Here is a 26,787-nt window from a genome sequence, read left to right as displayed (position 1 = left end):
AGAAAAGAGGGTTCTGCTGCTCTAGTTATATTGGTTGCGGCGTGACACCAACGTTGCAATCAATACGATAAATATAATGGAAAGCGCAAGAAATGTCAGTCCCTTACTCAATGAGGCTGGCTTCGTTAACGATATAGCTGCTGTCGACACTGCCGGTCTATCCGTTCCGGTGTTTATGGAATTGTCGTTTGCCGCTGTAAAAGCTGTCATGGAAGCTGCCGAAGCTATTTCCGGACTGTGATCTGCTCTGGCCAGAAAAAAGCTGTAAAATTCATTTGCCGTTGCTGTGACACCGGCAGCGTAATTTTTGCCGGCAAATTGCGGTTCGAGCACCTTATCCAGAATGCCTCTGATAAGCTCATTCGTCAGCGTCCTGTCTACATTTCTTCCCTGCAGCACATGGTAGTTGTCGCCTTCGATATCCAGCACTAGCAGCACATCCCTGGAACCGGCACGTATGGATGCAAATTTTGCGTAGGTGTAATCCTGCAGGCTGCGGCCTCCGGTATTCTTCACTGTTACGATGTAAATGCCGCTTCCGGTCGTTGTTTTATAAAGGTTACTGGACTGGTTGAGATACAGCCTGGTTACCTGAGGCAGGACTCTGGCGTTGTCAGCCACATAATTCCTGCTCCCGAGCGGCTCTTTCCAAATCCCGCCCAGGCGTTCAATGAGTGCTCCGTAGGTTTTCCGCGCACCGGCGGCGTAATTTTTGTCCGCAAAGTCCGGCTCGAGTGAATCCGAGAGAATCTGTGACAAGACGTTATCTGTTAAGGTGCTCTTTAGCCCGTTTCCCTGCAGTGCCCAATATTTATTATCTTTGATCGAGAGCAGCAGGAGGACTCTATTGTTCTTATCCGCTGAACCCATACCCCAGCTGTTGAACAGCAAAGTCGCATACTCTTCCATGGAAGCTCCCCCTGTGGAGTCAACCGTAACCAGCACCACCTGTGCTCCGGTCTCCTGGTGAAGCTTTACTCCGTAATTGACCATATAGTTCTCAGCCTTTACGTCAATTACATTGGCAAAATCATTGACGTAGAACGATTCCGTAGGCTCCGGTACAGCCGGTTTTGCCCAGCTCAGTAGCGGTAGCATCATACTCAGCATCATGGCGATAAATGTTATTTTGATAATCTTCCGATTCATCTGAATCCCCCTGCCCGATGTTATTACTTGATTAGATAGATAATAGATTCTATGCGAAGAGGAACACTAGTATGATTTAATAGTCTCCTGAATGATCTAAAATTACATCCATATAAAAATAGAACCAGCCTGCCAGGTTTGAGCCTGGCAGGCTGGTTCTATTTGATATTTTATATTTAGAACAGCGAAGCCGGGATCAGCTTTCTTCCGCCTTTTACGAGCGTGGATTCCAGCATTTCTCCCTTATCGCCGCCAAAATAGAGCTGCCAGTAAACGCCGAAACGGACACTGACATCATTCTTAACCAGCTCCGGCGGCGTGACGATCAGCCACTGGAACCTCAATGCTTTGGAGATCTCAAATACCGGATCAAGCACGTTGTTAGAGACCATTTCGCCGAACGGGTTGTCATATAAGAAGACCGTCCAGCCTTTGTTCTCACGGTTAACCCGTTTATGCGTCATGATCATCATCGCTACCAGAAGCTGCACGGATTGGCGCTGACCGCCGCTGCCGACAGCTTCATCCAGCGCTCCGCGGTTAATAACCTCCCAGTCGGAGTAATGGAATTCTTCCGGGGCCGCATAGAGGAAGTAGTTCTCGGTGACCGGCTTGTACACCTGAAGCACCGGGAAACGGTTCTGCATTGCGGCATATACGATTTTCCCGTCATTTATAAGCTCCTTGACCGCAGCTGCCGGAACCTGCTCAATCTTCGGATATTTCTCCAGCAAAATGCTGATGCAGCGGTTGAAATAGTCGCTGACCAGCGGTTCGATATCCTCTGTAGTCTTTGGAACGGTGATATTCTTATAATTCAGCCGCACCAGCGGAAAGGCATGTCCGTTCTCATTGTGGATGATCATCCTCCGTTCCATGCGCTTCAGGATATCCACAATTTGCACGACCCGCTTGGCGGCGCGCCCGACCCATAGCTTCCGGGACAGCTCCATCCCTTCCTTATCACTACGGATGCTCTCAATCTGATCCTGCGAGCTCTGCAGCATGGAATCCAGCACTTGGCGGGCAATAAAGAAATCATCCCAGTGTACGGTATTAAGCCGCTCCTGAATCTTGGTCTCCAGTTCGCTGTTCCATCCGCACTTGGCGAGCTTACTGCTTAAAGAAGATTTCTCTTCCTTCACTTTGCGGGAGATTTCGGCTCGCTCTCCGCGGCTTTTCTTGCTCTGTAGCAGCCAATCGGCTACCAGCGGTTCACAATCTTCTCTTACGCGCAGCTGTATTTCTTCCGGCACTTCCCTCAGCTGTGTGCGGCCTTCAACATGCGTATCCATTATCTTGCTCTGATTACTCAGCGTTTGAATCCACTGATCCATTGAAGATAAGGCCTGCTTGCAGCTGTTCAGCAAATGCTCGTTTTCCCGGTTGCGTGCATTAACCTCTGCTTCTTTAGCATCGAGGGATTCCTGCCAGATTTCCACCGGGCGTTCGTGTTTTTCTTTGATCGTTTTTTCAGCTTTCCGCAGATCCTTCTGCAGGTTCTCCAGAATCGTCTGGCAGCGGATGAAGGATTCACGCACGTTCTGGTAATCTTCATCCAGATTAGCTGTCTCGTTCTTCTGGCGTGCTCTCGCTGTCATAAGGGTTTCCGGAGAATCGGAAGGCTCAGCCGCATTCTTCCATTGTTTATCTACCTGATTGACGGCGGATTCCAGCTCAGTCAACTGTTCACCAGCTCGTTTAATATTGCCCGCCCGGGTACGGATTTCCAGCTCATTCTGCGTTAAGGATTGCTGCAGGCTTTCCACAGTACTGAGCAGCTGCTGGAGCATATTTTGAGCCTCAGGATCAAGCTCTTCCTCCTTCAAAGCGGAAGCCTCTGAAGGCTGAAGTTCACCAGGAAAAACAAGCTCAGGGAACCAGCTTTGCAGCCTCGGGAACAAGGAGAAGCGGGTATCCCCAATCCAATTCACGCGCTGCTGTGCGGTGCTGTCCATTTCCGCTTTCAGCTGGGCAATCCCCTGCTCCTTGGCGGCTATCTCTTTGCTTAGAACCTGTTTGCGTTCCACAGCGCTCTGCTTGTCCCTGTAGTCCTGCTCCTGCTTCTTCGTACGTTCTTCCCACTGGCGCAGCGCCTGCACCCTTTGTTCAAGCCCGGTCTGCTCCAGTTCATTCTGAACCAGTTCTTTCTGAATGCCTGCCAGAGCCTCTTCATTGCTGCTGATCTCATGGTTCAGGCTACTTAGCTTCCGGACAAGCTCATCGCTGAGTTGTGCAAGTGTGCTCAGCTTAGCTCTGAGATTCATCGTATGCTCGCCTTGGAACAGCCGCTCGAACTCCTGGCGGGCAGATCTCAGCTTGGAGAGGTAATTTTCCGCGTCCTGCAGCTCTTCCTCCTGCTCCTTCAGCCTTGATGCGATACCGCGCTTCCAGTCCTGGAAGCGTTCAGGCTGCAGAATCATCTGGGGCCCCTGGTTGGAGAGCAGCCGGAAGGGCTCCACTGCCGTCCCAGCCATTTCTTCGCGGATAAAGACCGGTACAGCAGATTTGAGGATAATTTCCTTCAAAGCACCAGGAGGGATTTTATCCGCCTCACGCTGTGTAACAATTAGTCCGTACGGGAGCAGCGGATGACGTTCCAGCTCTTCTTCACGGTTTAAATAAGACAAGTCATTGAGAAAAGAACTGCCGAGCATGGAGGTAATCTTCAGAGCATCCAACGTATCTTTCACAGTAAGAACGTCTGCATTAGGCAGCCAGTACGCTTCCTGCTGCAGCTCTACATCCATCTGCTGATGGTAATAAGCTCTTCTGAGCCGTTTCGTCTGCTGCTCAGCATCATCCAGCCTGCGGATAAACCGCTCCTGAATCACAGCTTTGGCCTCAAACAATGCCGATACACCCATTACCTGATGCTCTTCATACAGCTCAAGCAGCACGACCAGTTGTGACCATAGCTGTGATTCTTTGTTCATCTGAACTTCAAGCTGATTGTTCAGCTCATCAGTTTGCTGATTCTGGGCGTTCTGTTTTACGCTAAGCTCTGCATGAGCTTTGTGCAGGCTGAACCGCTGCGCCTCGGCAAGCTTGCGCTGCTCCTTGAGTTCGGTGATACTGCCTTCAATCCCGTTGATAGCTATTAACGTCCGCTGAAGCGCTGCACCTGGAGCGGACGCAGCTTCTTGTCCATGGCGTGAGGTGAAGATGCCCGTTTCCTCTGTAAATTGCCGGATAGCGCTAGTAAGCTCATTAATCCGGTTCTCCAGTCCGCCCAGCTCCAGTAGGAAACTTTCTCTTTCCTTTTGCAATCCCGCCTCTTCTGTCGTTAAGGCATGTTGGCGCTCAGCAAATATGGAAATTTGCTTCTGCCACAGCAAGGATACCTTATCCCACTGGGTACGCAGCTCATTCTTGGCGCTCTTAATCACCTCTTGCCGTTCCTTCATTTCAAGCGAACCTTCGATCGCTTCTATTTCCTTCTGCCACTGCTCGATCTGGCGGAGATGGACTTTGCGTTTGGCTAAGTAGTACGCCACTTCCAGATGTTTTTCCTTCTCCTTCGATTCATCCAGCCGTCCGCGTGCTCTTGCCTGATTATCACTGATTCCCTTGAACTCATCCTGCTTCCGGTCATGTTCCTCTTTGCTGCGCAGATAGTTCAGGTTGTCTGCCTCAAACCGCAGCTGGCGGGCTTCCTGATGCAGGCGGACCAGTTCATCTGCTTGCTCACGCCGCCTGTCCTCGGCAGTCTTAAGCTCATCATGGATGACCGTAAAAATCTGCCGCCCCTGCAGCTCGGACTCCTGAAAACTCTGCTCGGCTTCCGTTCCTTGCTTCACCAGATCATAGAGCGGCGCAGCCAGTGAAGTGAATTCGGCAAAAGCCTTCTCCCGCTGTTCCAGCATAGGAAGCCGCTGGGCGACCGTCGCCGTATCAAGGAACATCCGCTGCAGGGAGCCGTCTTCCTCGCGAAGACCTTCGTTAAGACTGGAGCCGATTTCTGGAATGATCAGCTTCTCGAACAGATTCTGGTTCGTGAAGGCATCATTTTTTTGAAAATAGCCCTTAATCCCGCCTTCTTCGCCGTTAATTTTCTTCATGTTACGCCACTCACCGATATGAATGTCCCGTTCCTGCAGATAATTGTAATATTTCTTGAGCTCCGAATTGCTGCTGCCAAACGAAACAATCTCCCCGCGGTGCTCGCGCACAAACTGCTGGATCGCTTCAAAACTCGCCGGACCGTCTTCTGACTGATTATAGAGGGGCAGGGTCGAAAGGGTGAGCTCCGCCTGCTCGTCATAATCCATAAGGGTGTATAGCAAATAATCCACCTTGATCTCAAGCTGGTCAACAGAACTGTGAGCAGTCATGGCAATTGCGGTTGTCATATATTCATTACGGTCTTCGTTATCCAGCTTCCATTCAATAGCGACATGGAAGGTATAGGGCTTGAGCTGCTTTTTGTGATTATGAAAGAAAGCCTCTACCTGATTCTCGTTATCTTTACCCCAAGCGGCTTTGGGAATCAGCAATTGAAAAATCGACTGCAGCAGTACGCCCTTTCCGCCGCCGTTCATCAAGGTGATCAGAGTGTTGGCCGGTCCTTCCTCGTTGCAGAGGTCAAGGACCATATCATCATATTTTTTGAGCATCTTCTCATACTTCAGTCCGGCGATTCGGATACGCTCAATGCGCGGCATGGGCTTCCCCTTCTTTCTCCGTCAAGGTCCGGCCGATCAAAGCTTTCAGTTCCTTATAACGGTCAACATCGTGATACAGGTACCGCATTCGTTCATACAATTCTTCGCGCGGGAAAATCCGCTTCTCATTCTCAGAAATGAATACCAGATGCTCATCCTCCAGCAGCTTCATGCCTTCATGGATCAAACCGATCCGCGAGCCGTACCCTCTGGATAAAGAGTCTCCGTCCTCCTGGCTCTTAGTCTGCATATAAAGACTGGTCCATACCTTGTACATCGCCTGTATATCCAGACGCCACTGTTTGCTGAACGTCCCGTCTTCATCCATGTCATTCCATGACTGAAACAATGAAGATACCTGGTCAGCAATCTGAATATAGGACATGCTGTCCTGTCCGGGCTTGAAATGCTGCTCGTCCTGATCCATCTCCGCCAGAAATACCAGAATAATGACGTTGATAATATGTAGATGGGTTTTACGCTCAACCCTTGAGTATTTGTTCCGCAGCTGGGTGAAGTTGGTGGCAAATCCCGAGCCGAGCGGATTCACCAACAGATGCAGGCGGTGTCCGGAATTCATGATCCGGCAACCTCCCTCTTTAGCCAGATACTGCAGGGCATCGTAAGCCCCCGTATCCTGCAGGCATTCCGCCGCGGCAGGATCATCAAGTGAAATTACTTTCCGGCGAAGCAGATCAAAAAACAGCCGGGAGGCCATCTGTAATTGTTCTAATGAATAGCTCATGCTCTAACCTCTCATCTCTGTACTATAGTCATGGTATAAGGGCTCATTTCCAGCCCAGGCCATCTGACGGCTTCATTCCGCTGTTCTCGGTCAATTGTTGTTCTAAGTACTTTGCCACGCAGTACCTCCAGCTCAGGATGTTCTGCGAGTAGATGCTGGATTAACTGCTGGCATTCGTCCGTCCCGCCCGGGCTGTCTGCTCCAAGCTCTTGAACCCTAATCTCCGTGTGAAAAAACTGTACCCATAGGTCGACGGCATCCGGCGTCCTTGCCCATTGCAGCTTGGCCTCTACCGGGAAAGCCTCTGCTGAGAATGTAAACCGCCCTGCTTCAGCCAGCTCCGTAAATACAGGAAGCCATAGCTCAGAGACCTTAGCCCACGGGATCGACTTCGGAACATAAGGAGCCTCCTGCTCTTCTCCTTCATCCTCCGGCTCATCAAACAAATCTTCCGGCAAAAAGCCGACATCCTGCTCCTCCCAAGCCCAGGCAAGAGGATAGATGAAGTCCTGATGCGGCGCAAACAGCCCGCTGACCAGGAGTTCCAGGCTGTCCCCTCCGGGAAGGCCCTCACTCTTCACCCATTCCTCCCAGACATTCGTCCGGAAATTAAAGCCTGCGGCTCCCCAGAACAGCTCCGGGAAATTCAGTCTTAAGTTCGTCTCGGCTTCAAAAATACTCAGGACGACCTCAGCCAGCTCATCATGCACTTTACGCGAGAGCTCCACACGTTCGGACAGCAGACGCAGCTCGTTAAAGTCGATTACATCCTTCTCGTCATTGGCCAGCCGGGCCAGCGAGCGGTGAATATTATCGAAGTGTTTACGTTCTTCGTCAAACTGCTGGTTAATCTCCTCCAACCGCTGATGCCGCATCACGCCATATTCGCTGAAAATATGCTTCGGATTGCGGCGCAAAGCGCTGCGGTATTCCTGCTGCTGCTGGGTCATCTTCCGTACACGCGAAATGAGTTCATTCACATCCTGCATCGCCCGGGTTACACGGCCATGCTTAATATGCATCTGTATCTCCAGCAGCTTAATGCTGATCTGAAATTCATCGATGATCTCATGGCTCATGAAGATCAGCTCTAATGCATATTCGGAGAGCCTGTAAATGGTAGTACCATTCTCTTCCCAGCTGCTTCGGGTTGCATCCTCGTCAACCGTGAAGTATTTGTATTTCTGCACCGTCATCTGCCGGGTGTGGTCGTTATAATACACCGCTTCAAAATCACCGCCGCTGCCGCTCCACAGCAATCCGTCGACCAGCCGTTCCACCGATTCAGTCGTGCCTAGCCTGGCAATATTGAAGCGTTCCAATGAACTCCATGCAAGAGCGATGATATCTTCTTTAGACCGCTGCTCGTTCGATTCCAGCTCCAGGTAGTAGACCTGCAGCAGCACGCTGAGCGCAATCATCTCCTTATAAGGCTGCAGTTCACCGAGATTCATGCCTGCACCAAGGCTCCATAGGGGATTGAGCCGTTTATTCCGTTCACCAAAATCCGTCCAGTTCATATCTAATGCCTACCTCGCCATCAAGTCATAGTCTAGCATCATCTTAGGAATCCCGAATAAATAACACAAACCCATATTTACCCCATGCAGGGTGAAATATGGGCTGGGTGATACTGATAAGTTATTGTTATCGGGGAATATATGTTTCTATTATATCAATTAAACAGGCATAAAAAAAGAGCCGATCGGTGGCTCTTGCTTCTATTATTAAACGCAGCATCGATTACTGCCTGATGTATTTCTCATGCAGCAGATAATGTAAATTCGCCTTTACCGCAGGCCACTCTTCATCAATGATGCTGTACAGCACATTATTCAGCACAGCCCCCCCTGAAGTGATCCGGTGTTTCCGCAGGACGCCTTCTTTTACCGCACCAATCCGTTCGATAGCTCGTTGGGATCTCAGATTGTCACCGACAATCGTGAAATTGACCCGGATCAGCTCCAGGTGCTCGAAGCAGTGCTGCAGCAGCAGCGCTTTGGCCTCCGTATTAACCGGAGTTCTCCAGTAGTCTGGAGAGATCCAGGTACAGCCGATTTCTGCATTCCTGTGAGTCCGGTCGATATGCATAATCCGTGAAGTGCCGGCGATTCTGCCAGTCGAAAGATCAATCATCACATAAGGCAGGTCATGCCCCTTCTCTTTACCCGTAAGTGCTGTATCAATCAGCTGCTCTACTTCACCGGCGGAGGCTATTTTCCTCCAGGTGAACTCCCAAATTTGCGGATTGTTCAGTATGGAGGTCAACTCTGCCTTATGTGCTGCTTCCATAGGAACCATTTTAATAAATGTACCGTTCAGTTGTCTAATGTTGTCCGAGATCACGAAGCTGCCTCCTATATTCTGATTAATCACGCTCTTAAGCGTACTTCCTAATAGATTATAAGATATCCCGCCCTCACTGTCTGCCATATTTCTATAAAAAAACAGCCCCGTTTATGTAAAAACGGAGCTGTTCATCTTGATACATTTTAATGTAGGAACAATTAACTTCTATCAGCAATCTCAACAGCAATCTGACGGACAATCTCTTCTATACTCATTGTCCCGGCATCGCCCGCAGCACGTTTTCTAACGGAGACTGTAGCGGATTTCTGCTCATTATCACCAAGGACGAGCATATACGGAACCTTTTCAAGCTGGGCTTCACGGATCTTCAGGCCAAGCTTCTCGTTGCGGTCATCCACCTCAGCCCGGATTCCGGCGGACGCCAGTGCCTGCTTCACTTGGAAGGCATAGTCTGCATGATTCCCGGAAACAGGCAGCAGCTTGGCTTGCACCGGAGACAGCCATACCGGAAAAGCCCCGCTGAAATGCTCTGTGAGAATTCCAATGAACCGGTCGATCGAACCGTACACCGCCCGGTGAATGACGACTGGCCGGTGTTTCTGACCGTCTTCACCGATGTAAGTCAGGTCAAATTTCTCCGGCATCTGGAAATCCAGCTGTACTGTTCCGCACTGCCAGCTTCTCTTCAGCGCATCCAGAATGTGAAAATCAATCTTTGGCCCGTAGAAGGCGCCGTCTCCCGGATTAATCCGGTAGGGGATGCCACGGTTCTGAAGCACCATTTCCAGCGCCGCTTCGGCCTGATCCCAGAGACTTTCTTCTCCCATATAATCCTCCGGACGAGTGGATAACTCGACCTTGTATTCGAAGCCGAATACGTTATAGATGTGATCGATCAGATCCAGCACCTGCCCGATTTCTGCTTCAATCTGCTCCGGCAGGACGAATAAATGGGCATCATCCTGGCAGAAAGTACGGACACGCATCATCCCGTTCAAGGACCCGGAAGATTCATTACGGTGCACCTGCCCGAATTCGGCTAGGCGGATCGGCAGCTCCCGGTAGGAGTGACGGCTGTTTTTGAAGATCAGCATATGTCCTGGACAGTTCATCGGCTTCAGCGCAAACTTCGCCTCATCCACATGTGTGAAATACATATCGTCCTTGTAATGATCGTAGTGTCCGGACTGCTCCCACAGCCGGTTGTTCATCATCAGCGGTGTGCGGACTTCGCTGTATGCCCGTTCCCGCTGGAGTCTGCGGCTGAAATCCTCCAGCTCTGTGCGGATGATCATCCCTTTTGGCAGGTAAAACGGCATTCCCGGGGATTCTTCGGAGAACATGAACAGCTCCAGCTCTTTACCCAGCTTGCGGTGATCACGCTTCTTCGCTTCTTCGAGCATATGCAAATGCTCTTCGAGCTGCGCTTTTTTTAGGAACGAGACGCCATAAATCCGCTGAAGCATCTTGTTATTCGAATCCCCGCGCCAGTAAGCTCCGGCTACACTCATGAGCTTAAATACTTTAATTTGGCCAGTTGAAGCCAGATGCGGCCCCCGGCACAAATCCGAGAAATCACCCTGATCATAAATACTGATAGCAGCATCTTCGGGCAGATCGTGAATCAGCTCCAGCTTAAGCGGTTCTTCAAGGTTTTCGAACAGGGCAACCGCCTCTTCCCGGCTGACTTCCCGGCGGACAATCGGCAGATTCTCCTTAATGATCCGTTGCATCTCCAGTTCAATTGCCGCCAGATCCTCGCTAGACAATGGCTGCTCGATATCAATATCATAGTAGAACCCGTCTTCAATCACCGGACCGATGCCAAGCTTAACATTCTTGCCGCCATATATGCGTTTAATAGCCTGAGCCAACAGATGGGCTGTGCTGTGTCTGTGAATGTCCTGGCCCTCTTTGCTATCCAGGAGCACGATTTCAAGCCGGCTGTCATGTGCAACCGGGTAATGAAGGTCCACGAGTTTGCCGTTTATTTTACCTGCAACCGCATTTTTCTTCAGACTGGGACTTATAGATTCAGCTATTGCACTAATTTCGGTGTTATACGAATACCTCTTAACGTTTCCATCCGGTAGTGTTACATTGATCTCCATGATTGTGGCCTCCATCTCTTCAAGTGGTATTGAACGCAAAAAAACGCATCTCTCCCGAAAAGGGACGAGTGCGTTCAGCTCGTGGTTCCACCCTAGTTTGACCTGCGCTGTTACAACCCCCTGCTGTTAGACGGAAGTAAAGTCGCATAATCCTCATGGTATCCGGTATCGGGGATAAGTCGGTGGCATTTACAGCCGCCCTAACAGCAGGGAGGGTTCAGTGCCACGGCTGCAAAGGGGTAACATCCGGCCGGTCTCTGTAAGAAGCTCTCACCAATCACTTCTCTCTCTGGTCAGTCCTTGAAGGATATCATGTCTTTGGTCAATGCCTTGGATATGGTGTTGCTGGTTACATAATACTGAACCGCCCTCCGAAAAGTCAAGAGCAAATGTTAAAATTAGTTTATTGTCCGAAGCCATTCCCCGCCAGCCAAAACACCAATACGTGAAATAATCTCCTGAATCTCTTCTACGGTGGAAGCAATATAATCCGCGCCGCTACTGGACAACTCCTCCTCCGAACCATAGCCGAACAATACACCGACAGAGGCTACGCCGCAGCCTTTTGCCCCGATAATATCATGCTCCCTGTCCCCGATCATCAGAGCCTCTTCCGGAGCTATGACATTCTGTTCCAGCACATACTGGATCACCTCACGCTTCTTGGAGCGTGTACCATCCAGATTACTGCCTGCGACATGCTTAAAGTATCCGTCCAGCCCGTAATGCCGGAGAATTTCTTCGGCGAATACAGTTGGTTTCGAAGTAGCAACGTATAACGTGTATCCCATTCCCTGTAGTGTTTCCAGCAGTTGCGGAATACCGGGTATGACACTATTTTCAAACATCCCTATAGTGCTGTAGCGTTCACGGTAATAAACTACTGCCTGAGCCGCCTGTTCCTCGGGTAATCCCTGAATTTGCACAAACGAATCATACAGCGGCGGCCCGATATACGGGAGCAGCAGATCCAGATGATCTACCTCAATACCGAACTTGTTCAAAGCATATTCGACACATCGGGTAATTCCCTCTTTCGGGTCGGTTAAGGTCCCGTCCAAATCAAATAAAATACTCTTCAGCTTTCCGCTCATTTCGACCTGCCCCCCTCAAAATTCATTACTTTGAACTCCATCTAGCTTCACTTCACAGCTTGTTCAATCATACCCCCGTTTCTACATACATTCCACATAGTTATCGACTAAGATCTGAGAGTAAGCTAATTTGCTATTGGAGGATGTAACATGACCATGACACACTACATGTCCCTGCTTGCGGACAACCAGCCATGGAATCTGATTTTATTTATGGCGATTCCCGTTATTTTTGCGGAGACGATTACAGTCACTGAGTTTATTATTTTGTTCACCAAAAAACTAAACGGACCGCTGAGAGCATTCAACCGGGTATGCAGTATCCTGGCCGGTCTTTATTTTACCGGTGTGTTTCTGTACCTGTTCCCGACTGCATTTGTACCGCTCACGGTGAACGGTGAATGGCATACCTGGGTTGATGTTGTAGCGGTGGGCTTTTACTTGAGCGGGGTACTTTTCCTGCTGCCGTTAGCTTTGCTGGACCTGGGCCTGATCGCCCGCAAACGTTCGGAGGAGAGCAAGCTGAAGCTGCACTTTATGCTGATCAGCGGTTTCCTGGTAGTCGCACATATCGCCATGATTTTTGGTATGGTCAACCCGGAAATTATTAACGGAATGGCTGGCATGAACCACTAGTAACTCTATATATTCTTATTTCAAAAGAGCAGAGCCCCTCCGGTAACCGGAAGGCTCTGCTCTTTATTGAATTCGGGTAAACCGTCTGAGATTAGGAACGGATTAAGGTAAGGAACAAAACGTTAAAGAAGACCCGGAATCGGTATACAACACCTGGTTCCTCAATAATAATGATCGCTCTTGAAGACTTTGTTAACATCTTCTATGTTACTGTAATTATTTGTGTTTGTTGTGACCAACCACTTGTTTTATTTAACAATAAAACTATCTCGCCATCTGAACTAAGAACAGGCAGCGTTAGAATCCCTTCCATTTTTATTTTCCAACTTTCTTTGCCTTCTTGACTAAATGATTGCAGATAAGAATAACCTTTACCTCTAATTTCTTTATAGCTAACTGTATATATATTACTATTTACATCTACTATTGGTGGATGGCTCATAAATCCTTCAACTTCTGTCGTCCACATCTCTGTCCCAGCGCAGTCAACACAAATTAGTTGAAAAAAGGTGGCCCCTACAAATATAAATCCCGCTTCACTTAGTGCAGGAGATGTAATTATATCTCCTCTTTTAGGACTAAAAAGCCAGTTAGTTGTTCCCACGCTATCTAATGATATCAACTGAATATCATCAATCATATTTGTTTTGAAATATAAATTACCACGTTGATCCAATACCGGGAAGGAATGCGGCCCACACGTTCCTATTTCGAATTTTTCTAATAGGTTCCCCGATAAATCTAATATCATCATAAACTCATCATTAGACGAAATATAAATTTTACAATCTTTAGATATAACGGGTGTTAATGAAAATTCAGCCTCGTAACGAAAGATCCACCTGAGGTTCCCTTTTAAATCGATGGAATATAACTTTGAACCGTAGGTAGTAAAATAAATATTCCCTTCACTATCGGTAACACAAGTTGATGAAACACCATCTTCGCAACTGAACTCCCACTCAATATTTCCGTTAATATCTAATGCAATTACTTTATGTCCCTTTGAATTCCATGCTCCCGAAGTCCCAAATAAAACATAACCACTTTTCATTATTATTGGACTTGTAAAAAAGAATCTATCAATAATATTTCGTAAATCCTTATAATGCCAATTGATTTTACCTCCTATATTTACATTATAAAATTCCCCATCTCCCCCAAATAACAAATCTCTTTTATTGTTAATCACAAAATGATTTTCTTTCACTGCTATAGGGACTTCACAAACAGTTTTTACAGAAGGTTTGGATGGACCGACAAATCTAGATTGTCTTGTCCAACTTGCATTAGTAGCTTGCACACTATCAGTCGAATAATAACCAACAGTGAAACCTCCAATTCCTTCATTGGTATTAAACTCCCTCATAAACCTCCCCCTTCTTTCTTCAAGGAATTGCAGGAACAGAAACCATCACAACACCAAATCCGCCGGGTATAAGAATAAGCGATCTATTGAATAATGGTTTATAGTATTCTAGAAAAGATGTATTAGCCTCTATGGTTGTTACAAATTCTACAATACCATTGGTATCTTTCTTAAAGAAGTATTAATTAGCTAAAATTGGAATGTCTGCAAAATTAGGTTGCAATCTATCTTATAGAGTTCCAATTGTTTTAAGATCTTTATTATAAATCGGCTTAACTCCATAGCCTTCTCCAGTACCTCTGACAGAAAGTCCGTACTTGCCCATGGCATCACAATCACAGCGCTAGCGAAAAAAAAGACAATTAAACTAGTCCCTTAAAATAAAACAGCGGGAGCCATAGACCGGGAACAGTCCTGAGCTGCCGCTGTTTTATTGAGCTTAGAGAGTCTGCTTTATTTTCTTACCAGAACGGATAATTCCCCTTCAAATACCTTTTCATCAGATTGATTGAAGGTCGAAAGCCGAACCGTAACAATCCCGTTCTCATTCTTTTTCTCTATTACATCTATGACTTCAACTACCGTATGTAATTCATCTCCCGGGAACACCGGCTTAAGAAATCTAATATTATTCATCGCCGTTCCGGCAATAACATCATCACCATAGCTGCCTGTTTCCACCCATAGTTTGAATGTCACCGCAAGGGTCTGAATACCGGAGGCGATGATTCCGTTAAATCTGCCCTGCTTGGCTTTTTCTTCATCCAAATGCATATATTGCGGGTCAAACTCGGAAGCGAAGCTCGTAATATTCTCTTTTGTTATGGATAAAGACTTCGTTCTAAATACTTGGCCGATATGAAATTCAAGAAACCGCATGGATTCACCTCATAGTTGTAATGGTATATGAACTTCATATTAGTGCAATTTGATAGAATGAATCAAGCGAATCCTCCAAATAGTGAAAAAGGCCTTAATTCTCCTGAAATCAAGAGATATAAGGCTTTTCAAGATGGCTCAACACTCACATTAGTGCTTGACAGTGGACGGAAATAAGAAAAAGTTATTTTCATCCCAATAAAGGGATTCTCTCCTTCTATTTCTATGACCGACGTACCATTTAAGAAATTAGTGGGAAATATGCCCGCTACTCTTGGAGAGATTCCCTTTTGAAGCATGTAGAGAGAAGATTACAGGGATAATTTCCCTCTAACCCCAAAATAAAGACATTTCATTCATAATTAGCAGGCGTTTTTCCCTCTAAATTCTCAAAAGGGCGAATACTGATTTCGTTGAAGAGTCTTCAAGACAAATTTTATTTTTACCAGTGCTTCGAAATAAACGTATCACGGCCGGACTGTTCACGGTCCTCTTTGTAATGCTTCGGATTCTTTTTATGGTAATCCTGATGATATTCTTCAGCCCGGTAGAAGACTGGCGCAGGCAGAATTTCCGTCACGACTGGACCTTCGAATCTGCCGCTGGCCGCAACCTGCTCCCTGGAAGCCAAGGCCGCTAAACGCTGATTTTCGTTATAATAAAACACCGCTGTACGGTACTGGCTTCCCCGGTCCTGAAATTGTCCTCCATCGTCAGTCGGATCAATCTGCGGCCAGAAGAGCTCCAGCAGCCTCTCATATGGAAATACTTCCGGATCAAAAGTGATCTGTACAACTTCGAAATGTCCGGTTGTTCCAGTCTTGACCTGTTCGTAGGTCGGATTCTCGATTGTACCTCCTGCATAGCCGGACACAATCCCGTGTATACCCGGCAGCTCCTCAAACGGAGTGACCATGCACCAGAAGCAGCCCCCAGCAAACATCGCCTGTTCCATCACTCAATTCCCTCTCTCTGTCTATCATCGTATAAAAACAAAACGCATGATATGAAGATAAGGCTAAATGTCCATAAAGTCAATTTGAGCGGAGTCCATTAGCTGATGCCGGAACCCTTTGGTTTCCTGATGAACTATAGATGCCGGCGATGATTTCAAGTGCTTTTATTCCTTCCCGGCCGTTCAGCCAGAACTCCCGTCCCTCCCGGATATGGTCATAGAAATCATGGATTAACCGCTGATGTCCTGTCCCCCAGTACGATTTACCACCGGTAGCTGCTGTACCGGGCTCACATAGAAGCTCCTCACGTCCGTCTTTCCATAAATAAAGACAATCCCGGCGCTGCAGCAGGGTTCCATATTCAAACACCAGCTCCAGCTCTACGGGTGAATTGACCGAGTAAGCATTGGTGCCATAAAAAAGCCCCCGCACCTTGTTACTAAAAGTGATGCAGGCATGGGCACTGTCCTCCACCTCGATGATTCCCTCCAGCACATCCGTGCTTACACTGCCGCTGACAGAGGAAATCTCACCTCCGAACCACTGCAGCAGATCCAGAGTATGAATGGTCTGATTAATCAGTACGCCACCGCCTTCGGTCGCCCACTTCCCCCTCCAGCCGCTCTCCGTATAGTAATGCTCACTGCGGTTCCAAGTAACTACGCCCTTCATACAGAGCAGACTCCCAAGCGTCCCATGATCTATGGTCTGCCTGATCTGAATGGAAGGCTCATTATAGCGGTTTTGGTATACGATGCCAAGCTGTCCCTTGCTATGATCAGCCGCTTCCAGCATCCGCCGTGCAGAAGGTACATCGATGGCCAGCGGTTTTTCAGTTAAGACATGTTTGCCGGCGTTCAGGAAATCAATAGCCATCTGTGCATGCAGGTAATGGGGCGTACACAAATGCACAATATCAATATCTGTTCTGCCCAAAAGCTCACGGTAGTCCCGCACAACCCCGCAGCCGTACTGCTCTCCGAAGGCATTTGCCTGATCAGCATCACTATCCGCTGCGGCCAGGAGCTGTGTACCTTCCATAGAGGCAATCGCCTTCGCATGAAGCGGAGCAATGGCTCCGCAGCCGATAATGGCTGCCCCAAGTGTAGTCATTGTTAACACCATCCGTTCGTAATGCGCTTCCGCTATTTATTTAAGGGTATCCGGTGTAAGATTCATGGCTTCAGCCTGTGCTATCAGACACAGCTCTGCTGCTTTGAAGACATGCTCCTGGGTCATCGCCAGCTCGCTCCGCTGTAGACAATCCAGGATCAGTTCTCCGAAGAAGGGATAGCCCACTTTGCCTGCAACATGCTCATAATGCTCGCCCTGTCCGTCTACCCAGTAGACATGATCTTTGGCTTCGGAACGCGCAATATCACTGTATTTGCGCAGCTCAATATAACCTTCGGTCCCCATAATAATCGTCCGGCCGTCCCCCCATGTTCCGAGTCCCTCCGGCGTAAACCAGTCCACGCGAAAATACTGCGTAGCCCCGTTGTCCCCGACGAGCGTAGCATCGCCAAAATCTTCAAGCTCAGGGTAAGCAGCATTATTATAATTGGCAACTTTACTGTGCAGCACCTTAGCATCGCGGCAGCCCGCGTAAAAGAGAAACTGCTCGATCTGATGGCTCCCGATGTCGCACAGAATGCCGCCGTAGTTCTCACGCTTGAAGAACCAATCCGGCCGGCTTGCCGCATTCAGGCGGTGCGGGCCCATGCCGATCACTTGAAGGACTCGGCCGATCGCCCCCTGCTCCACCAGATGTCCGGCGTAAACTGCACTTTCTACATGCAGCCGTTCGCTGAAATAAGTCATGTATTTGCGCTTGGTCTCAGCCGCCTGAAGCCGCACATCTGCCAGCTGGGCAAGCGAGGTGAACGGTGTTTTGTCCGTAAAATAATCCTTCCCGTGCGCCATGACCCTAAGACCCAGACCTGCCCGCTCCGAGGGAATAGCCGCCGCAGCAACCAGCCGGACTACAGGGTCCTCCAGAATTTCTTCAGCACTGCGGGCGGCTCTGACTCCCGGATAGACGGCGGTGAAGGCTTTGACCTTGGCCTCATCTGGATCGTAGACCCATTTCAATATCGCGCCTGCTTCCACAAGCCCGTTACACATCCCATAGATGTGACCGTGATCCAATGCAATCGCTGCAAATGTGAATTCTCCCGGCCCCACCACCGGCCGCGCTTCATGCGTAGGTGCGTACAGCATCCCATTTTTCCGGTTCATGCTTCTTATCCTCCTCAGACTATAACAGCTTCTGTAAATAGTTCAGACTGATAGCCAGGCTCTCAAACGGATTACGGCGGCAGACATCCTGTTCCACAACATACCACTCCACACCGGTCTCACGGCAGGCTTTGATAATGTCTTCATAGTTCATATTTCCTTCACCTATTTCGGCAAACACCTGTTTTCGATCCACAACCGCCATATCTTTCAGATGCACCACCTGCATCCTACCCTGCACCTTACGGATCCAGTCTACCGGACTTCCCCCGCCAGCCTGTACCCAGTACAAATCCAGCTCAAAGCCGAGTGCATTAACGTCACTTTCCTTCAGCAGCACCTCGACGCCAGGAACTCCGTCTACGCGTTCAAATTCAAAATCATGATTATGATAGATGAATTGCAAGCCATGCTCTTGTTGCAGCGTACGGGCAATATCTGAAGCCAGCCGCGCGAAAGTGCGGTAGCCTTCCAGACTGTTCTGATATTCAACGGGCAGAGCTCCGAGGCCGATGTATTTGCAATTCCACAGCTTATGTTCAGCAGCGAGTGCTTCCAGATCATTCACCAGCCGGTCCCAGGATACATGGGTCGCACAGATCACAAGCCCTGCCTCATCGGCATATTGTTTGACCAGCTGAGGATCAATCTTGCCAATCCCGGAAATCTGCACAGCTTGATAGCCGATATCTTTCAGTTTCTGAAAAGCTTCCCGTAAACCCTCCGGGGTTTGGGTAAATTCTCGCAAGGTGTACATTTGTGCGGCGATCGTTGTCTGTTTCATGCAGCGGAGTCACTCCTTAATAGGTTTTTAAAATCAGCTGAATGCAGCTAATGTGTTCCTGATACATCCAGTGTCCGGGGACCAGCAGCCTCTTTGCGGAAGGTGGAGTTCTGAACTTTCTCCATAAGCTGTTCATAGAACAAGTCTGCATCGATCGGCAGGTCTACCCAGTTGTCTGTCCAGGCCGACAGATACATGGCATTGGAAAGCGTCAGACCATGTATCCCCTCTTCACCTGGTGCTATAAGGGATTCACCCGTGAGAATCGCATTTGTGAAGTTGCGCAAAATACCTACATGCTGCTCACCGCTTCCTATCTCTACCGGGATTTCGCATTTCCAACATTCCGGTTGTCCGAATCCTCCGGTATAGGCGGCATTGAACTCCGGCTCCGGTGTACGCAGCCGCCAGAAGGTCAGCTTCCCGTCTTCTACGACGATTTTTCCGTTGTCTCCGGTAATCTCAAAACGGTTCGTTCCCGGCGCTTCCCCTGTCGTAGTTATGAACAGGCCGGTTGCCCCATTCTCATACTCGACATAGGCGGTTACATCATCCTCCACTTCAATGTTGCGATACTTGCCGAAATGGCAAAAAGCCCTTACACGCTTCGGCATCATCCCGGTTGTCCACTGCCAGAGATCCAGCTGATGGGGGTCCTGGTTCAACAGCACACCGCCGCCTTCTCCCGCCCAGGTGGCACGCCAGCCGCCGGAGTTGTAATAGCTCTGTGAACGGTACCAGTTCGTGATGATCCAGTTCGTGCGGCGGATCTCACCAAGCTCGCCTGATTGGATCAGCTCTCTCAGCTTCTGATAGAGCGGATTCGTCCGCTGGTTGTACATAATGCCGAATATGCGGTCACTCTGTGCGGCAGCATCGTTCATTTCCTGGACGGCCTTCGTGTATACACCAGCCGGCTTTTCGATCAGCACATGTAAGCCGTGTTTAAAAGCCTGAATAGCGAGCACGGGATGATCATAGTGCGGGGTAGAGATTAAGACCGCATCGACACACCCTGATTCGAACAGCTCCTCACTGCTGCTAAACCGCTGTACATGCTCAGGCAACTCCTCAGCCGCCCACTCCAGACGCTCAGGACTAATATCACAGACGGCTGTTAATTCAGCTCCTTTTACCTCTTTCAGCAGGCTATGGGCATGGGCCCGGCCCATGTTGCCAACACCGATAATTCCAAATCGGACCTTCTTCATTATTCGGATCACTCCTGTAAATGTTTATGAAATGAGAATAACCCTAATCCCCGGTGATGAACATGAGCGGAATTAAGGTGTTTTTGTATATAATTAAGATGTATTGAACAAATGAAAGCGGTATAATGGTCATGATATACAAGCTATAACTACTAACCGGCCATACGCAACTGCGGGGAATGTTTGGACTTCCGGCCGCTGTTAGGTTTGGATTTCTTGATTTGAACCGCTTATCGCGGTAGAAATCCAAACCTAAAGGCGGACGCTATCGCTCCTACAGTTCCAAACTTCCCCTCCGCTGCTTCCGCCTATTAGGTAGACTACTACCTCGCTTATATAGCTGACCTTAGGGAGGAGGAATGACACATGAACCATCCCGGTAATCTGACCGGACGGCTGCTGCAGAATCTGACGGTCAGAGTCACCCATGCCCAGCTGAGCAGTAAATACCCCGGCTGGGACCGGAACAAGGAGACGCCTTCCTTTAACCGGCTGTATTTCATTGACAGCGGAGAAGGCAAGGTAATTATTAACGGAGAAACCCATTATCCGCATGCCGGGCATTTGATGATTATGCCGGCGGGGACAACCCAAACAACCATGACCTCTCCCCGTAATCCTTATATCCGCTATTATTGTCATTTCGATGCGCAGATCGGGGAATGGCCTTTGTTCCATAGTGCAGGCAAGCTTTATATCAGCGAAGTTGCTGATCCGGATGCTGTGCGGGCTATTTTTAATGAGCTGATCGCTTTGTTTGAGGATGACAGCTTTCTCTCTACCTTGCGGAGACAGGCGAGTCTGCTTCAATTACTTGCACTCTGCCTGGAGGGCGGGGGGTATGCCAATTTTCTCGATGATCTGGCGCATACCGGTGACCAGGGTAAACTTGCTAATGTCCTGGGTTATATTGATGAACGCCTGAATGTACCTATGGAGGTAGAGGAACTGGCCGAGCTTGTGCATCTTCACCCGAATTATTTCATTCCTTACTTCAAGAAATTCATGGGCATGCCGCCGATGCAATATGTGCAGCTCAAGCGGATGGAGCTGGCTAAACGGCTGCTATCGGGCTCCAAGTTCAGCATCAGCGATATCGCTGAGCAGGTAGGCATGGAATTGGCCCACTTCTCCAAGGTGTTCAAGAAAACCACCGGTGTCTCTCCGTCCGCTTACCGCAGCAGTACCAGATAACAACAGTCAGCTTCAGGCAAGACCCATAACATGTATGAGCAGAAACCCCAGCATTGAGAGCAGCAGCGAACCGGCGAGACCGGCGATAAACGGCTTCCGTCCCAGCCTTGCGAATGTATTGAGATCAATACCGAGCCCAAGTCCGGCCATTGCCATTGCCAGCAGCAGATAGGCCAGCACAAGCAAACCTGCTGTAACCCTCTCGGGAATCCAGCCCAGGGTATTCACTCCGCTCATCAGTAGAAAACCGCCGATAAACCAAGGGACGGGCAGCTTCGTGTGTGCACCTGTCTCACCTGCCACGCTTCCAGTTCCCGCGCCACGCTGACCCGCTTGTTTGCGTTCTCTGCGGGTCTCCCAAACCCCGAACCCCAGAGCTACTGGTGCAAGCAGCGCTACCCGGGTCAGTTTTACCACGACCGCCAGATCTGCCGCCTGCTGACCGACTGGTGCGGAAGCAGCAATGACATGGGCGACTTCATGGAGTGTTGCTCCGGCGAATATGCCGTAACCAACTTCGCTGAGTCCAAGCAGGGGGTACGCTGCAACATAGATTAGCGTAAAAATCGTGCCGAGAATCGCCACCGTTGCAGCACTTACTGCCGTTTCATTATCACTAGCCTTAATCTGCGGAGAGATAGCTGCCACAGCAGCCGCACCGCAGATCGCAGTCCCACAGGCGGTCAGGATGCCCAGTCTCCGGTCTATTTTCATCCATCTGCTGAGTCCGTAGACAGCAAGTAGCGTGATAACGATATGGATTACGGCTATCACCAACACTTTGGGACCCGCCTGTACGATGGCGTGGATATTAAGCCTTAAGCCGAGCAGAATAATACCTGCTCTGAGCAATCTTTTGCTGGAGAATTGGATCCCTTCAGTAATCCTCTTCGGTGTACCAACCGCTGCACGGAACACAATCCCCAGCAGGATCGCTAAGACAAGCTGGCCCATTATGCTGAGAAAAGGCAGCTGAGCCATGTATTTGGCCGCAAAAGCCAGCAGCAAGGTAAGCAGCAGGCCTTCACTGAATCCCCGAATTCTGAGAAACTTCCTGTCTAGCTTGTTAAACTGCTGAAGTTTATTTATCTGCTGAAATGATTGAATTTGCATAACTTCCACTCCCTGTTTGCCGTACTCTTCACGGCTCTTCTGATCTCACTATAAGTGAGTACATCAGGAAAGTGAAATACCGTTTTGCTATGTTAATCATTAATAAAACTTATTATTGACTCGAATTATTATGGTAATATGAAGTTTATGGGTGGTTTTCATAACAAAATCAAATTATAAATGAGGGATTATTATGATTACAGATGCAATGCGGGTATTCGTTACGGTGGCTGAACAGCGTCACTTCTCACGGGCGGGTGAGCTGCTGAATCTGTCCCAGCCCGGTGTTAGTCTGCATATCCGCAACCTGGAGAATGAGCTGGGCAGCAAGCTGCTGCACCGTTCTCCGAAAGAAGTACGGCTGACGGAAGCCGGAGCAATACTTTATAAACATGCGAAACAAATCCTGGCACATTATGAAGAAGCCGGGCTTGAAATTCAGCTGCTGCGGGATGAAGTTACCGGCAGTCTCCACCTGGGGGCCAGCTTTACGATCGGGGAATATCTATTGCCGGGCCGGCTGGCTGAATTCGCCAAGCAGTATCCGCAGGTCAATGTTCAGGTTACAATCGGGAACACGGAGGAGATTATTGCCGCCGTAAAAGGAAATCAGTTGGATATGGGATTCATTGAAGGTGAAACCAGTGACCGCGAACTGGATATCATTCCTTACATGAAGGATGAGATGATCATCATCGCTTCTTCCGGTCATCCATTGGCCGGAGCGCTTACCACCGATGAGGACATGCTGCAGAATCAGATTTGGGTGCTGCGTGAACCTGGCTCCGGGACCCGCGCCTACAGCGATCATTTTCTGCTGGAAGGCAGTCTTTCAATCAAACGCGCATATGTGTTTAACAGCAGCCAGAGCGTCAAGGAAGCTGTTGCCGCCGGTCTTGGCATCGCCCTGATGTCGCGCTGGATTGTGCGCAAAGAGCTGGCTGGCGGAGAAATTACAGAACTGCGGATCCGGCAGAAACTGCCGGAGAGAGACTTTTTAATCATCCGCCGCAAGGAACATTCCGCTGCGATGGCTGTGCGCGTCTTTATGGAGAAGCTGCTTACAGTCCAAAAAGCCTGACCCCGCTATGGGATCAGGTTTACCTTCGGAACTATAGATGCTCTATCAAGATTCCGTCCTCCAGATGCAGTACACGGTCGCACCATTCCAGCATCCGTTCATCGTGGGTGACCATAACTGCGGCTTTGCCTTCGCTTTTGACCTCTTCTGCAATCATCCGCACGACCTCCTTGCCGCGCTGGAAATCGAGGCTGGCTGTCGGCTCGTCCGCGAACAGTATCGCCGGCTTGTTCATCCAGGCTCTGGCAATCGCCACACGCTGCTTCTCTCCCCCGGACAGCTGCTCGGGATAATGATTGCGGCGTTCCCATATTTCGAGCCGCTTTAATAAATAGGTGGCCCTAACTTTGGCCTCTTTAGTCCCCAGCTTCGCAAGTTTGGCCACGTAGAGCAGTTGTTCCTCCACCTTCAGGTAAGGAAGCAGCTGTGCGCTTTGAAACATGAAGCCGATCTTTTGCAGCCGCAGCTCGGTCAGCTCACGTTTATCCTTATTGCTGAGCGGTTCACCATCAATGTAAATCTCACCGCTGGTCGGGGTCAGGAGCGCTCCCGCGGTAGAGAGAAAGGTGCTTTTGCCGGAACCGGAAGGTCCCAGCACTGCGACGAACTCCCCTTCGTTCACCGTAAGATCGAGGTTATGAAGTACAGACATGGTTTGGCCGCCATCCCCATAGGTTTTGGTTACCTGCTTCATCATCAGCATAGCACTCATGCTCCAGTCCTCCCAATCGCTTCTAAGGCATCTACCTTCGCTACTCTAGCAACAGAAATCAGGGATCCAAGCAGTGACATCCCAATAAACAGCACGCTGGTCAGAATCATTGTCGAGCCTTCAAGCTGAAATGGCATCGTATCCGGTAGGCTCATAGTCATCCCGAAGGTCAGCAGCAGGCTGATCGCCAGACTCCCTACGGACAGAATCATCACTTGACCAACGACGCTCCAGGCCAGATAAGACATCTTGGTACCCATTGCCTTCAGGATGCCGAACTGGCTCGTCTTCTGGATCGTGATCACATAAAAGAATACAGCCAGCACAAAAGCTGCGATTACGAACAGGAACACAATCATCATCAGCAGGGAATTCTGCTCCGCGGAATAGCCAGGGACGCTGGCAATTGCCTGCTTTTGCGTAATGGTATCGACATGATCTAATTTACTGGTGATTTCAGCAGCCTGGGCTGAAGAAGCCTTTAGTGCGATTACATTGTAAGGAGTAGCCTGCTCCCCGGCACCATCCTGTACTGAACCACCCTTCATCGCCTGCCAATCAGCTTGTGTTATATAGACGACAGGCGTGTGACTGTAGGAGCTATCTTTTACAAAACCAGCCACTTTCCAGCTCATCCCGGAAGCCTGATCACGGATCGTGCTGCCGATCGTCACACCGGACTGCTCCAGCTTCGCATCTACAACCGCGCTGCCCGTTGAACCATTGGTAATAGCATTACCTTGTGCTACTTTGGGGGCCAGCATCCCCTCCATATCTACTGCAAAAAACGTAATGTCCGCTTTAATATCAGCATCATCTGCGGTAATTGTGCTTGTTTGCACTGCTAATGCGGTGGCCTTATCCGCGCCGACAACAGACTGTGCAGCCGCAAGCTCTTTATCACTTAACTGGGAACGTCTAAACGCATGATCAGCATCGGCTTGAACTGCAAAATAGTTCGCCGGCATATTCTCAACTGCGGAAATATTGGCATACGCCAGTCCGCGCGCCAGTCCGGTTACGAACAGCACCAGAAAAGAAACCAGCAGCATGATCACCATAATGAGGCTGTACCTAGCCTTGGAGTGCCTCATCTCCCTTAACGCCAAAAACATATTACCACTCCCTCATCTCTGTATGGTTACAGTGTAGAGGGCGAAAATGAACGGAGTATGAATAAACAATTACAAATACGGCAGCGTAACAGTAAAGGTCGTGCCCTCACCCGCCGTACTGGAGACTTCAATCGTACCATTATGTGCCTGTACAATCTTTTGGGCAATCGAAAGGCCAAGTCCGCTGCTGTTGCTGTCACGGGTACGTGCACGGTCGACTTTATAGAACCGGTCAAAAATCATCGGCAGCTCTGCGGTGGAAATGCCTTCTCCTGTGTCAGCTACCTTGACCGTGCAAACTCCATTCGCAGCCGCTGCTGACAGGGTAATCGTACCGCCTGGAGGGGTATATTTGATGGCATTGGATACGAGATTCATCCACACCTGATAGAGCAGATTTGAATCGGCATGCAGTGAAATATCCTCCACATGCAGCCGTACAGCCAATTCCTTCTCTGTCAGCCTCCATTCCATAATTTGCACCACCTGGCGCAGCTGTGCCCGCAGGTCTACCTTTTGCTTATGCAGCGTATTCTCATCATAATCCAGGGTAGACAATGTCAGCAGCTGCTTGCTGAGCATCGACAGCCGGCGGCTCTCCTGATCGATAATCGAGAGATATTCCAGCCGCTGGCCCTCCGGCAGCTCTTGATCCTTAAGGGCATGGGCGAAGCCCTGAATGGAGGTCAGCGGCGATTCGATCTCATGGGAGACATTGGCGACAAACTCCTGCCGTGCCCGGTTGGTCCGCTCCAGCTCCCGGCTCATAATCATAAAGTGAGAGGCCAGCTGTCCGATTTCGTCACGGCGTCTCGTGTTCAGCCGGATATCATATCTGCCGCTTGAAATGCGCTGTGTAGCCGCAGTAAGACGCGTGATCGGTTTGACCACATGCAGCACGGAAACTACCACAAACCATAAGCTGAACAGGACGCTGACACCGAGCAGCACGGCAAAAAAGATCCGCAGCTCACCGAACTGCACCTCTGCATCCGGTCGCATAAACAGGGCGTACGTATGCCCGCCCATCTGCACCGGAACCCCGATCGTATTGCTTAGCTGGTTATCAAAAAAACCGGTAATAAATGCCTTGCTCGGAAATTCCGCCACCCCATGATAGATATTGCCGTCTAGTACCTGCTTCAGCTTCTCTTCCGGCAGATCATTTTTACGGAAAGGCAGGCCATAGAATCGTTCATCACCTTGACCATCGGACAGATACAGCTTATAGCCGAGAGAGGCTGTGCTCAGCAGATATTCCCCCGCTCCATCGGGATGATCCTGGATAAACCCCTGCAGGCCGATAGCCATTTTCGTCAGCTTGGCATCGTTTTGCGGCTTGATTTTGGCCTGATAATATAAATTGGATACAAGAAAGCCGAGAATGCTGCTCATGACGATCATCGAACAAAACAGCAGGCACATT

The 26,787-nt window shown here is 49.4% G+C and carries 21 protein-coding genes; 3 read left to right on the top strand and 18 right to left on the bottom strand.

Features of this window, described 5'->3' with window-relative positions:
- Positions 1 to 21: 21 nt before the first annotated feature.
- From L6H70_RS03290 to L6H70_RS03260, 7 genes are all read right to left on the bottom strand, one after another.
- Positions 22 to 1,149, bottom strand: a complete 1,128-nt coding sequence (locus tag L6H70_RS03290) for a TPM domain-containing protein (RefSeq protein ID WP_236329731.1) — start codon at positions 1,147 to 1,149, stop codon at positions 22 to 24.
- 176 nt (positions 1,150 to 1,325) lie between these two features.
- On the bottom strand, positions 1,326 to 5,813 hold the full coding sequence (locus L6H70_RS03285; RefSeq protein WP_236329729.1) for a coiled-coil domain-containing protein: 4,488 nt from the start codon (positions 5,811 to 5,813) through the stop codon (positions 1,326 to 1,328).
- A complete protein-coding gene (locus L6H70_RS03280; RefSeq protein ID WP_236329727.1) occupies positions 5,800 to 6,558 on the bottom strand; it encodes a DUF6063 family protein in 759 nt (252 codons plus the stop codon). Before L6H70_RS03280 ends, L6H70_RS03285 begins: the two co-directional genes overlap by 14 nt.
- An 11-nt stretch (positions 6,559 to 6,569) precedes the next feature.
- Positions 6,570 to 8,078 carry a hypothetical protein gene (locus tag L6H70_RS03275; RefSeq protein WP_236329725.1) on the bottom strand — a complete coding sequence of 503 codons (1,509 nt, stop codon included), beginning with the start codon at positions 8,076 to 8,078 and terminating at the stop codon, positions 6,570 to 6,572.
- 223 nt (positions 8,079 to 8,301) lie between these two features.
- Positions 8,302 to 8,904 carry a GNAT family N-acetyltransferase gene (locus L6H70_RS03270; protein WP_236329723.1) on the bottom strand — a complete coding sequence of 201 codons (603 nt, stop codon included), beginning with the start codon at positions 8,902 to 8,904 and terminating at the stop codon, positions 8,302 to 8,304.
- 161 nt (positions 8,905 to 9,065) lie between these two features.
- On the bottom strand, positions 9,066 to 10,979 hold the full coding sequence (thrS, locus tag L6H70_RS03265) for a threonine--tRNA ligase (protein WP_236329721.1): 1,914 nt from the start codon (positions 10,977 to 10,979) through the stop codon (positions 9,066 to 9,068).
- A 398-nt stretch (positions 10,980 to 11,377) separates the two neighbouring features.
- Positions 11,378 to 12,073: an HAD family hydrolase gene (locus L6H70_RS03260; RefSeq protein ID WP_236329719.1), complete on the bottom strand. Its 696-nt coding sequence runs from the start codon at positions 12,071 to 12,073 to the stop codon at positions 11,378 to 11,380.
- Positions 12,074 to 12,223: 150 nt separating this feature from the next.
- Here L6H70_RS03260 and L6H70_RS03255 point away from each other — a divergent pair, with 150 nt between their 5' ends.
- On the top strand, positions 12,224 to 12,709 hold the full coding sequence (locus tag L6H70_RS03255) for a DUF6803 family protein (protein ID WP_236329716.1): 486 nt from the start codon (positions 12,224 to 12,226) through the stop codon (positions 12,707 to 12,709).
- A 202-nt stretch (positions 12,710 to 12,911) separates the two neighbouring features.
- Here L6H70_RS03255 and L6H70_RS03250 read toward each other — a convergent pair whose 3' ends face one another.
- The 7 genes from L6H70_RS03250 to L6H70_RS03220 all read right to left on the bottom strand — a co-directional run bounded on the left by L6H70_RS03250 (position 12,912) and on the right by L6H70_RS03220 (position 20,146).
- Complete coding sequence (locus tag L6H70_RS03250; protein WP_236329714.1) at positions 12,912 to 14,078, bottom strand: outer membrane protein assembly factor BamB family protein; 1,167 nt, start codon at positions 14,076 to 14,078, stop codon at positions 12,912 to 12,914.
- Positions 14,079 to 14,531: 453 nt separating this feature from the next.
- Positions 14,532 to 14,957, bottom strand: coding sequence for a MaoC family dehydratase (locus L6H70_RS03245; protein ID WP_236329712.1), 426 nt, complete (start codon positions 14,955 to 14,957; stop codon positions 14,532 to 14,534).
- A gap of 442 nt (positions 14,958 to 15,399) precedes the next feature.
- Positions 15,400 to 15,912, bottom strand: a complete 513-nt coding sequence (gene msrA / locus L6H70_RS03240) for a peptide-methionine (S)-S-oxide reductase MsrA (protein WP_236329710.1) — start codon at positions 15,910 to 15,912, stop codon at positions 15,400 to 15,402.
- Between the two features lie 79 nt (positions 15,913 to 15,991).
- Positions 15,992 to 17,026, bottom strand: coding sequence for a Gfo/Idh/MocA family protein (locus L6H70_RS03235; RefSeq protein WP_236329708.1), 1,035 nt, complete (start codon positions 17,024 to 17,026; stop codon positions 15,992 to 15,994).
- Positions 17,027 to 17,062: 36 nt separating this feature from the next.
- Entirely contained in the window at positions 17,063 to 18,151 is a 1,089-nt protein-coding gene (locus L6H70_RS03230; RefSeq protein WP_236329706.1) for a Gfo/Idh/MocA family protein, read from the bottom strand.
- 19 nt (positions 18,152 to 18,170) lie between these two features.
- A complete protein-coding gene (locus L6H70_RS03225) occupies positions 18,171 to 18,935 on the bottom strand; it encodes a sugar phosphate isomerase/epimerase family protein (protein WP_236329704.1) in 765 nt (254 codons plus the stop codon).
- A 47-nt stretch (positions 18,936 to 18,982) separates the two neighbouring features.
- A complete protein-coding gene (locus L6H70_RS03220) occupies positions 18,983 to 20,146 on the bottom strand; it encodes a Gfo/Idh/MocA family protein (RefSeq protein WP_236329702.1) in 1,164 nt (387 codons plus the stop codon).
- A 366-nt stretch (positions 20,147 to 20,512) separates the two neighbouring features.
- On the opposite strand from L6H70_RS03220, the gene L6H70_RS03215 reads away from it, so the two are divergent.
- The gene (locus L6H70_RS03215) at positions 20,513 to 21,340 is read left to right on the top strand and encodes a helix-turn-helix domain-containing protein (RefSeq protein ID WP_236329701.1); all 828 of its coding nucleotides are present in this window, start codon (positions 20,513 to 20,515) and stop codon (positions 21,338 to 21,340) included.
- A 12-nt stretch (positions 21,341 to 21,352) separates the two neighbouring features.
- On the opposite strand, the gene L6H70_RS03210 is transcribed toward L6H70_RS03215, so the two are convergent.
- Positions 21,353 to 22,453, bottom strand: coding sequence for a YeiH family protein (locus L6H70_RS03210; protein ID WP_236329699.1), 1,101 nt, complete (start codon positions 22,451 to 22,453; stop codon positions 21,353 to 21,355).
- Positions 22,454 to 22,646: 193 nt separating this feature from the next.
- On the opposite strand from L6H70_RS03210, the gene L6H70_RS03205 reads away from it, so the two are divergent.
- Positions 22,647 to 23,534 carry a LysR family transcriptional regulator gene (locus tag L6H70_RS03205; RefSeq protein ID WP_236329696.1) on the top strand — a complete coding sequence of 296 codons (888 nt, stop codon included), beginning with the start codon at positions 22,647 to 22,649 and terminating at the stop codon, positions 23,532 to 23,534.
- 31 nt (positions 23,535 to 23,565) lie between these two features.
- On the opposite strand, the gene L6H70_RS03200 is transcribed toward L6H70_RS03205, so the two are convergent.
- The 3 genes from L6H70_RS03200 to L6H70_RS03190 form a co-directional block, all read right to left on the bottom strand.
- Positions 23,566 to 24,246 (bottom strand): ABC transporter ATP-binding protein, encoded by a 681-nt coding sequence (locus L6H70_RS03200; protein ID WP_236329694.1) that lies wholly within the window; start codon positions 24,244 to 24,246, stop codon positions 23,566 to 23,568.
- The gene (locus tag L6H70_RS03195) at positions 24,243 to 25,307 is read right to left on the bottom strand and encodes an ABC transporter permease (RefSeq protein WP_236329692.1); all 1,065 of its coding nucleotides are present in this window, start codon (positions 25,305 to 25,307) and stop codon (positions 24,243 to 24,245) included. Before L6H70_RS03195 ends, L6H70_RS03200 begins: the two co-directional genes overlap by 4 nt.
- 123 nt (positions 25,308 to 25,430) lie before the next feature.
- Positions 25,431 to 26,786: a sensor histidine kinase gene (locus tag L6H70_RS03190; RefSeq protein ID WP_341482691.1), complete on the bottom strand. Its 1,356-nt coding sequence runs from the start codon at positions 26,784 to 26,786 to the stop codon at positions 25,431 to 25,433.
- Position 26,787: the final 1 nt, after the last annotated feature.

This window comes from Paenibacillus auburnensis (assembly GCF_927798115.1).
Lineage (GTDB): Bacteria > Bacillota > Bacilli > Paenibacillales > Paenibacillaceae > Paenibacillus_AQ > Paenibacillus_AQ auburnensis.
This window is presented reverse-complemented; position numbering and strand designations above follow the sequence as displayed.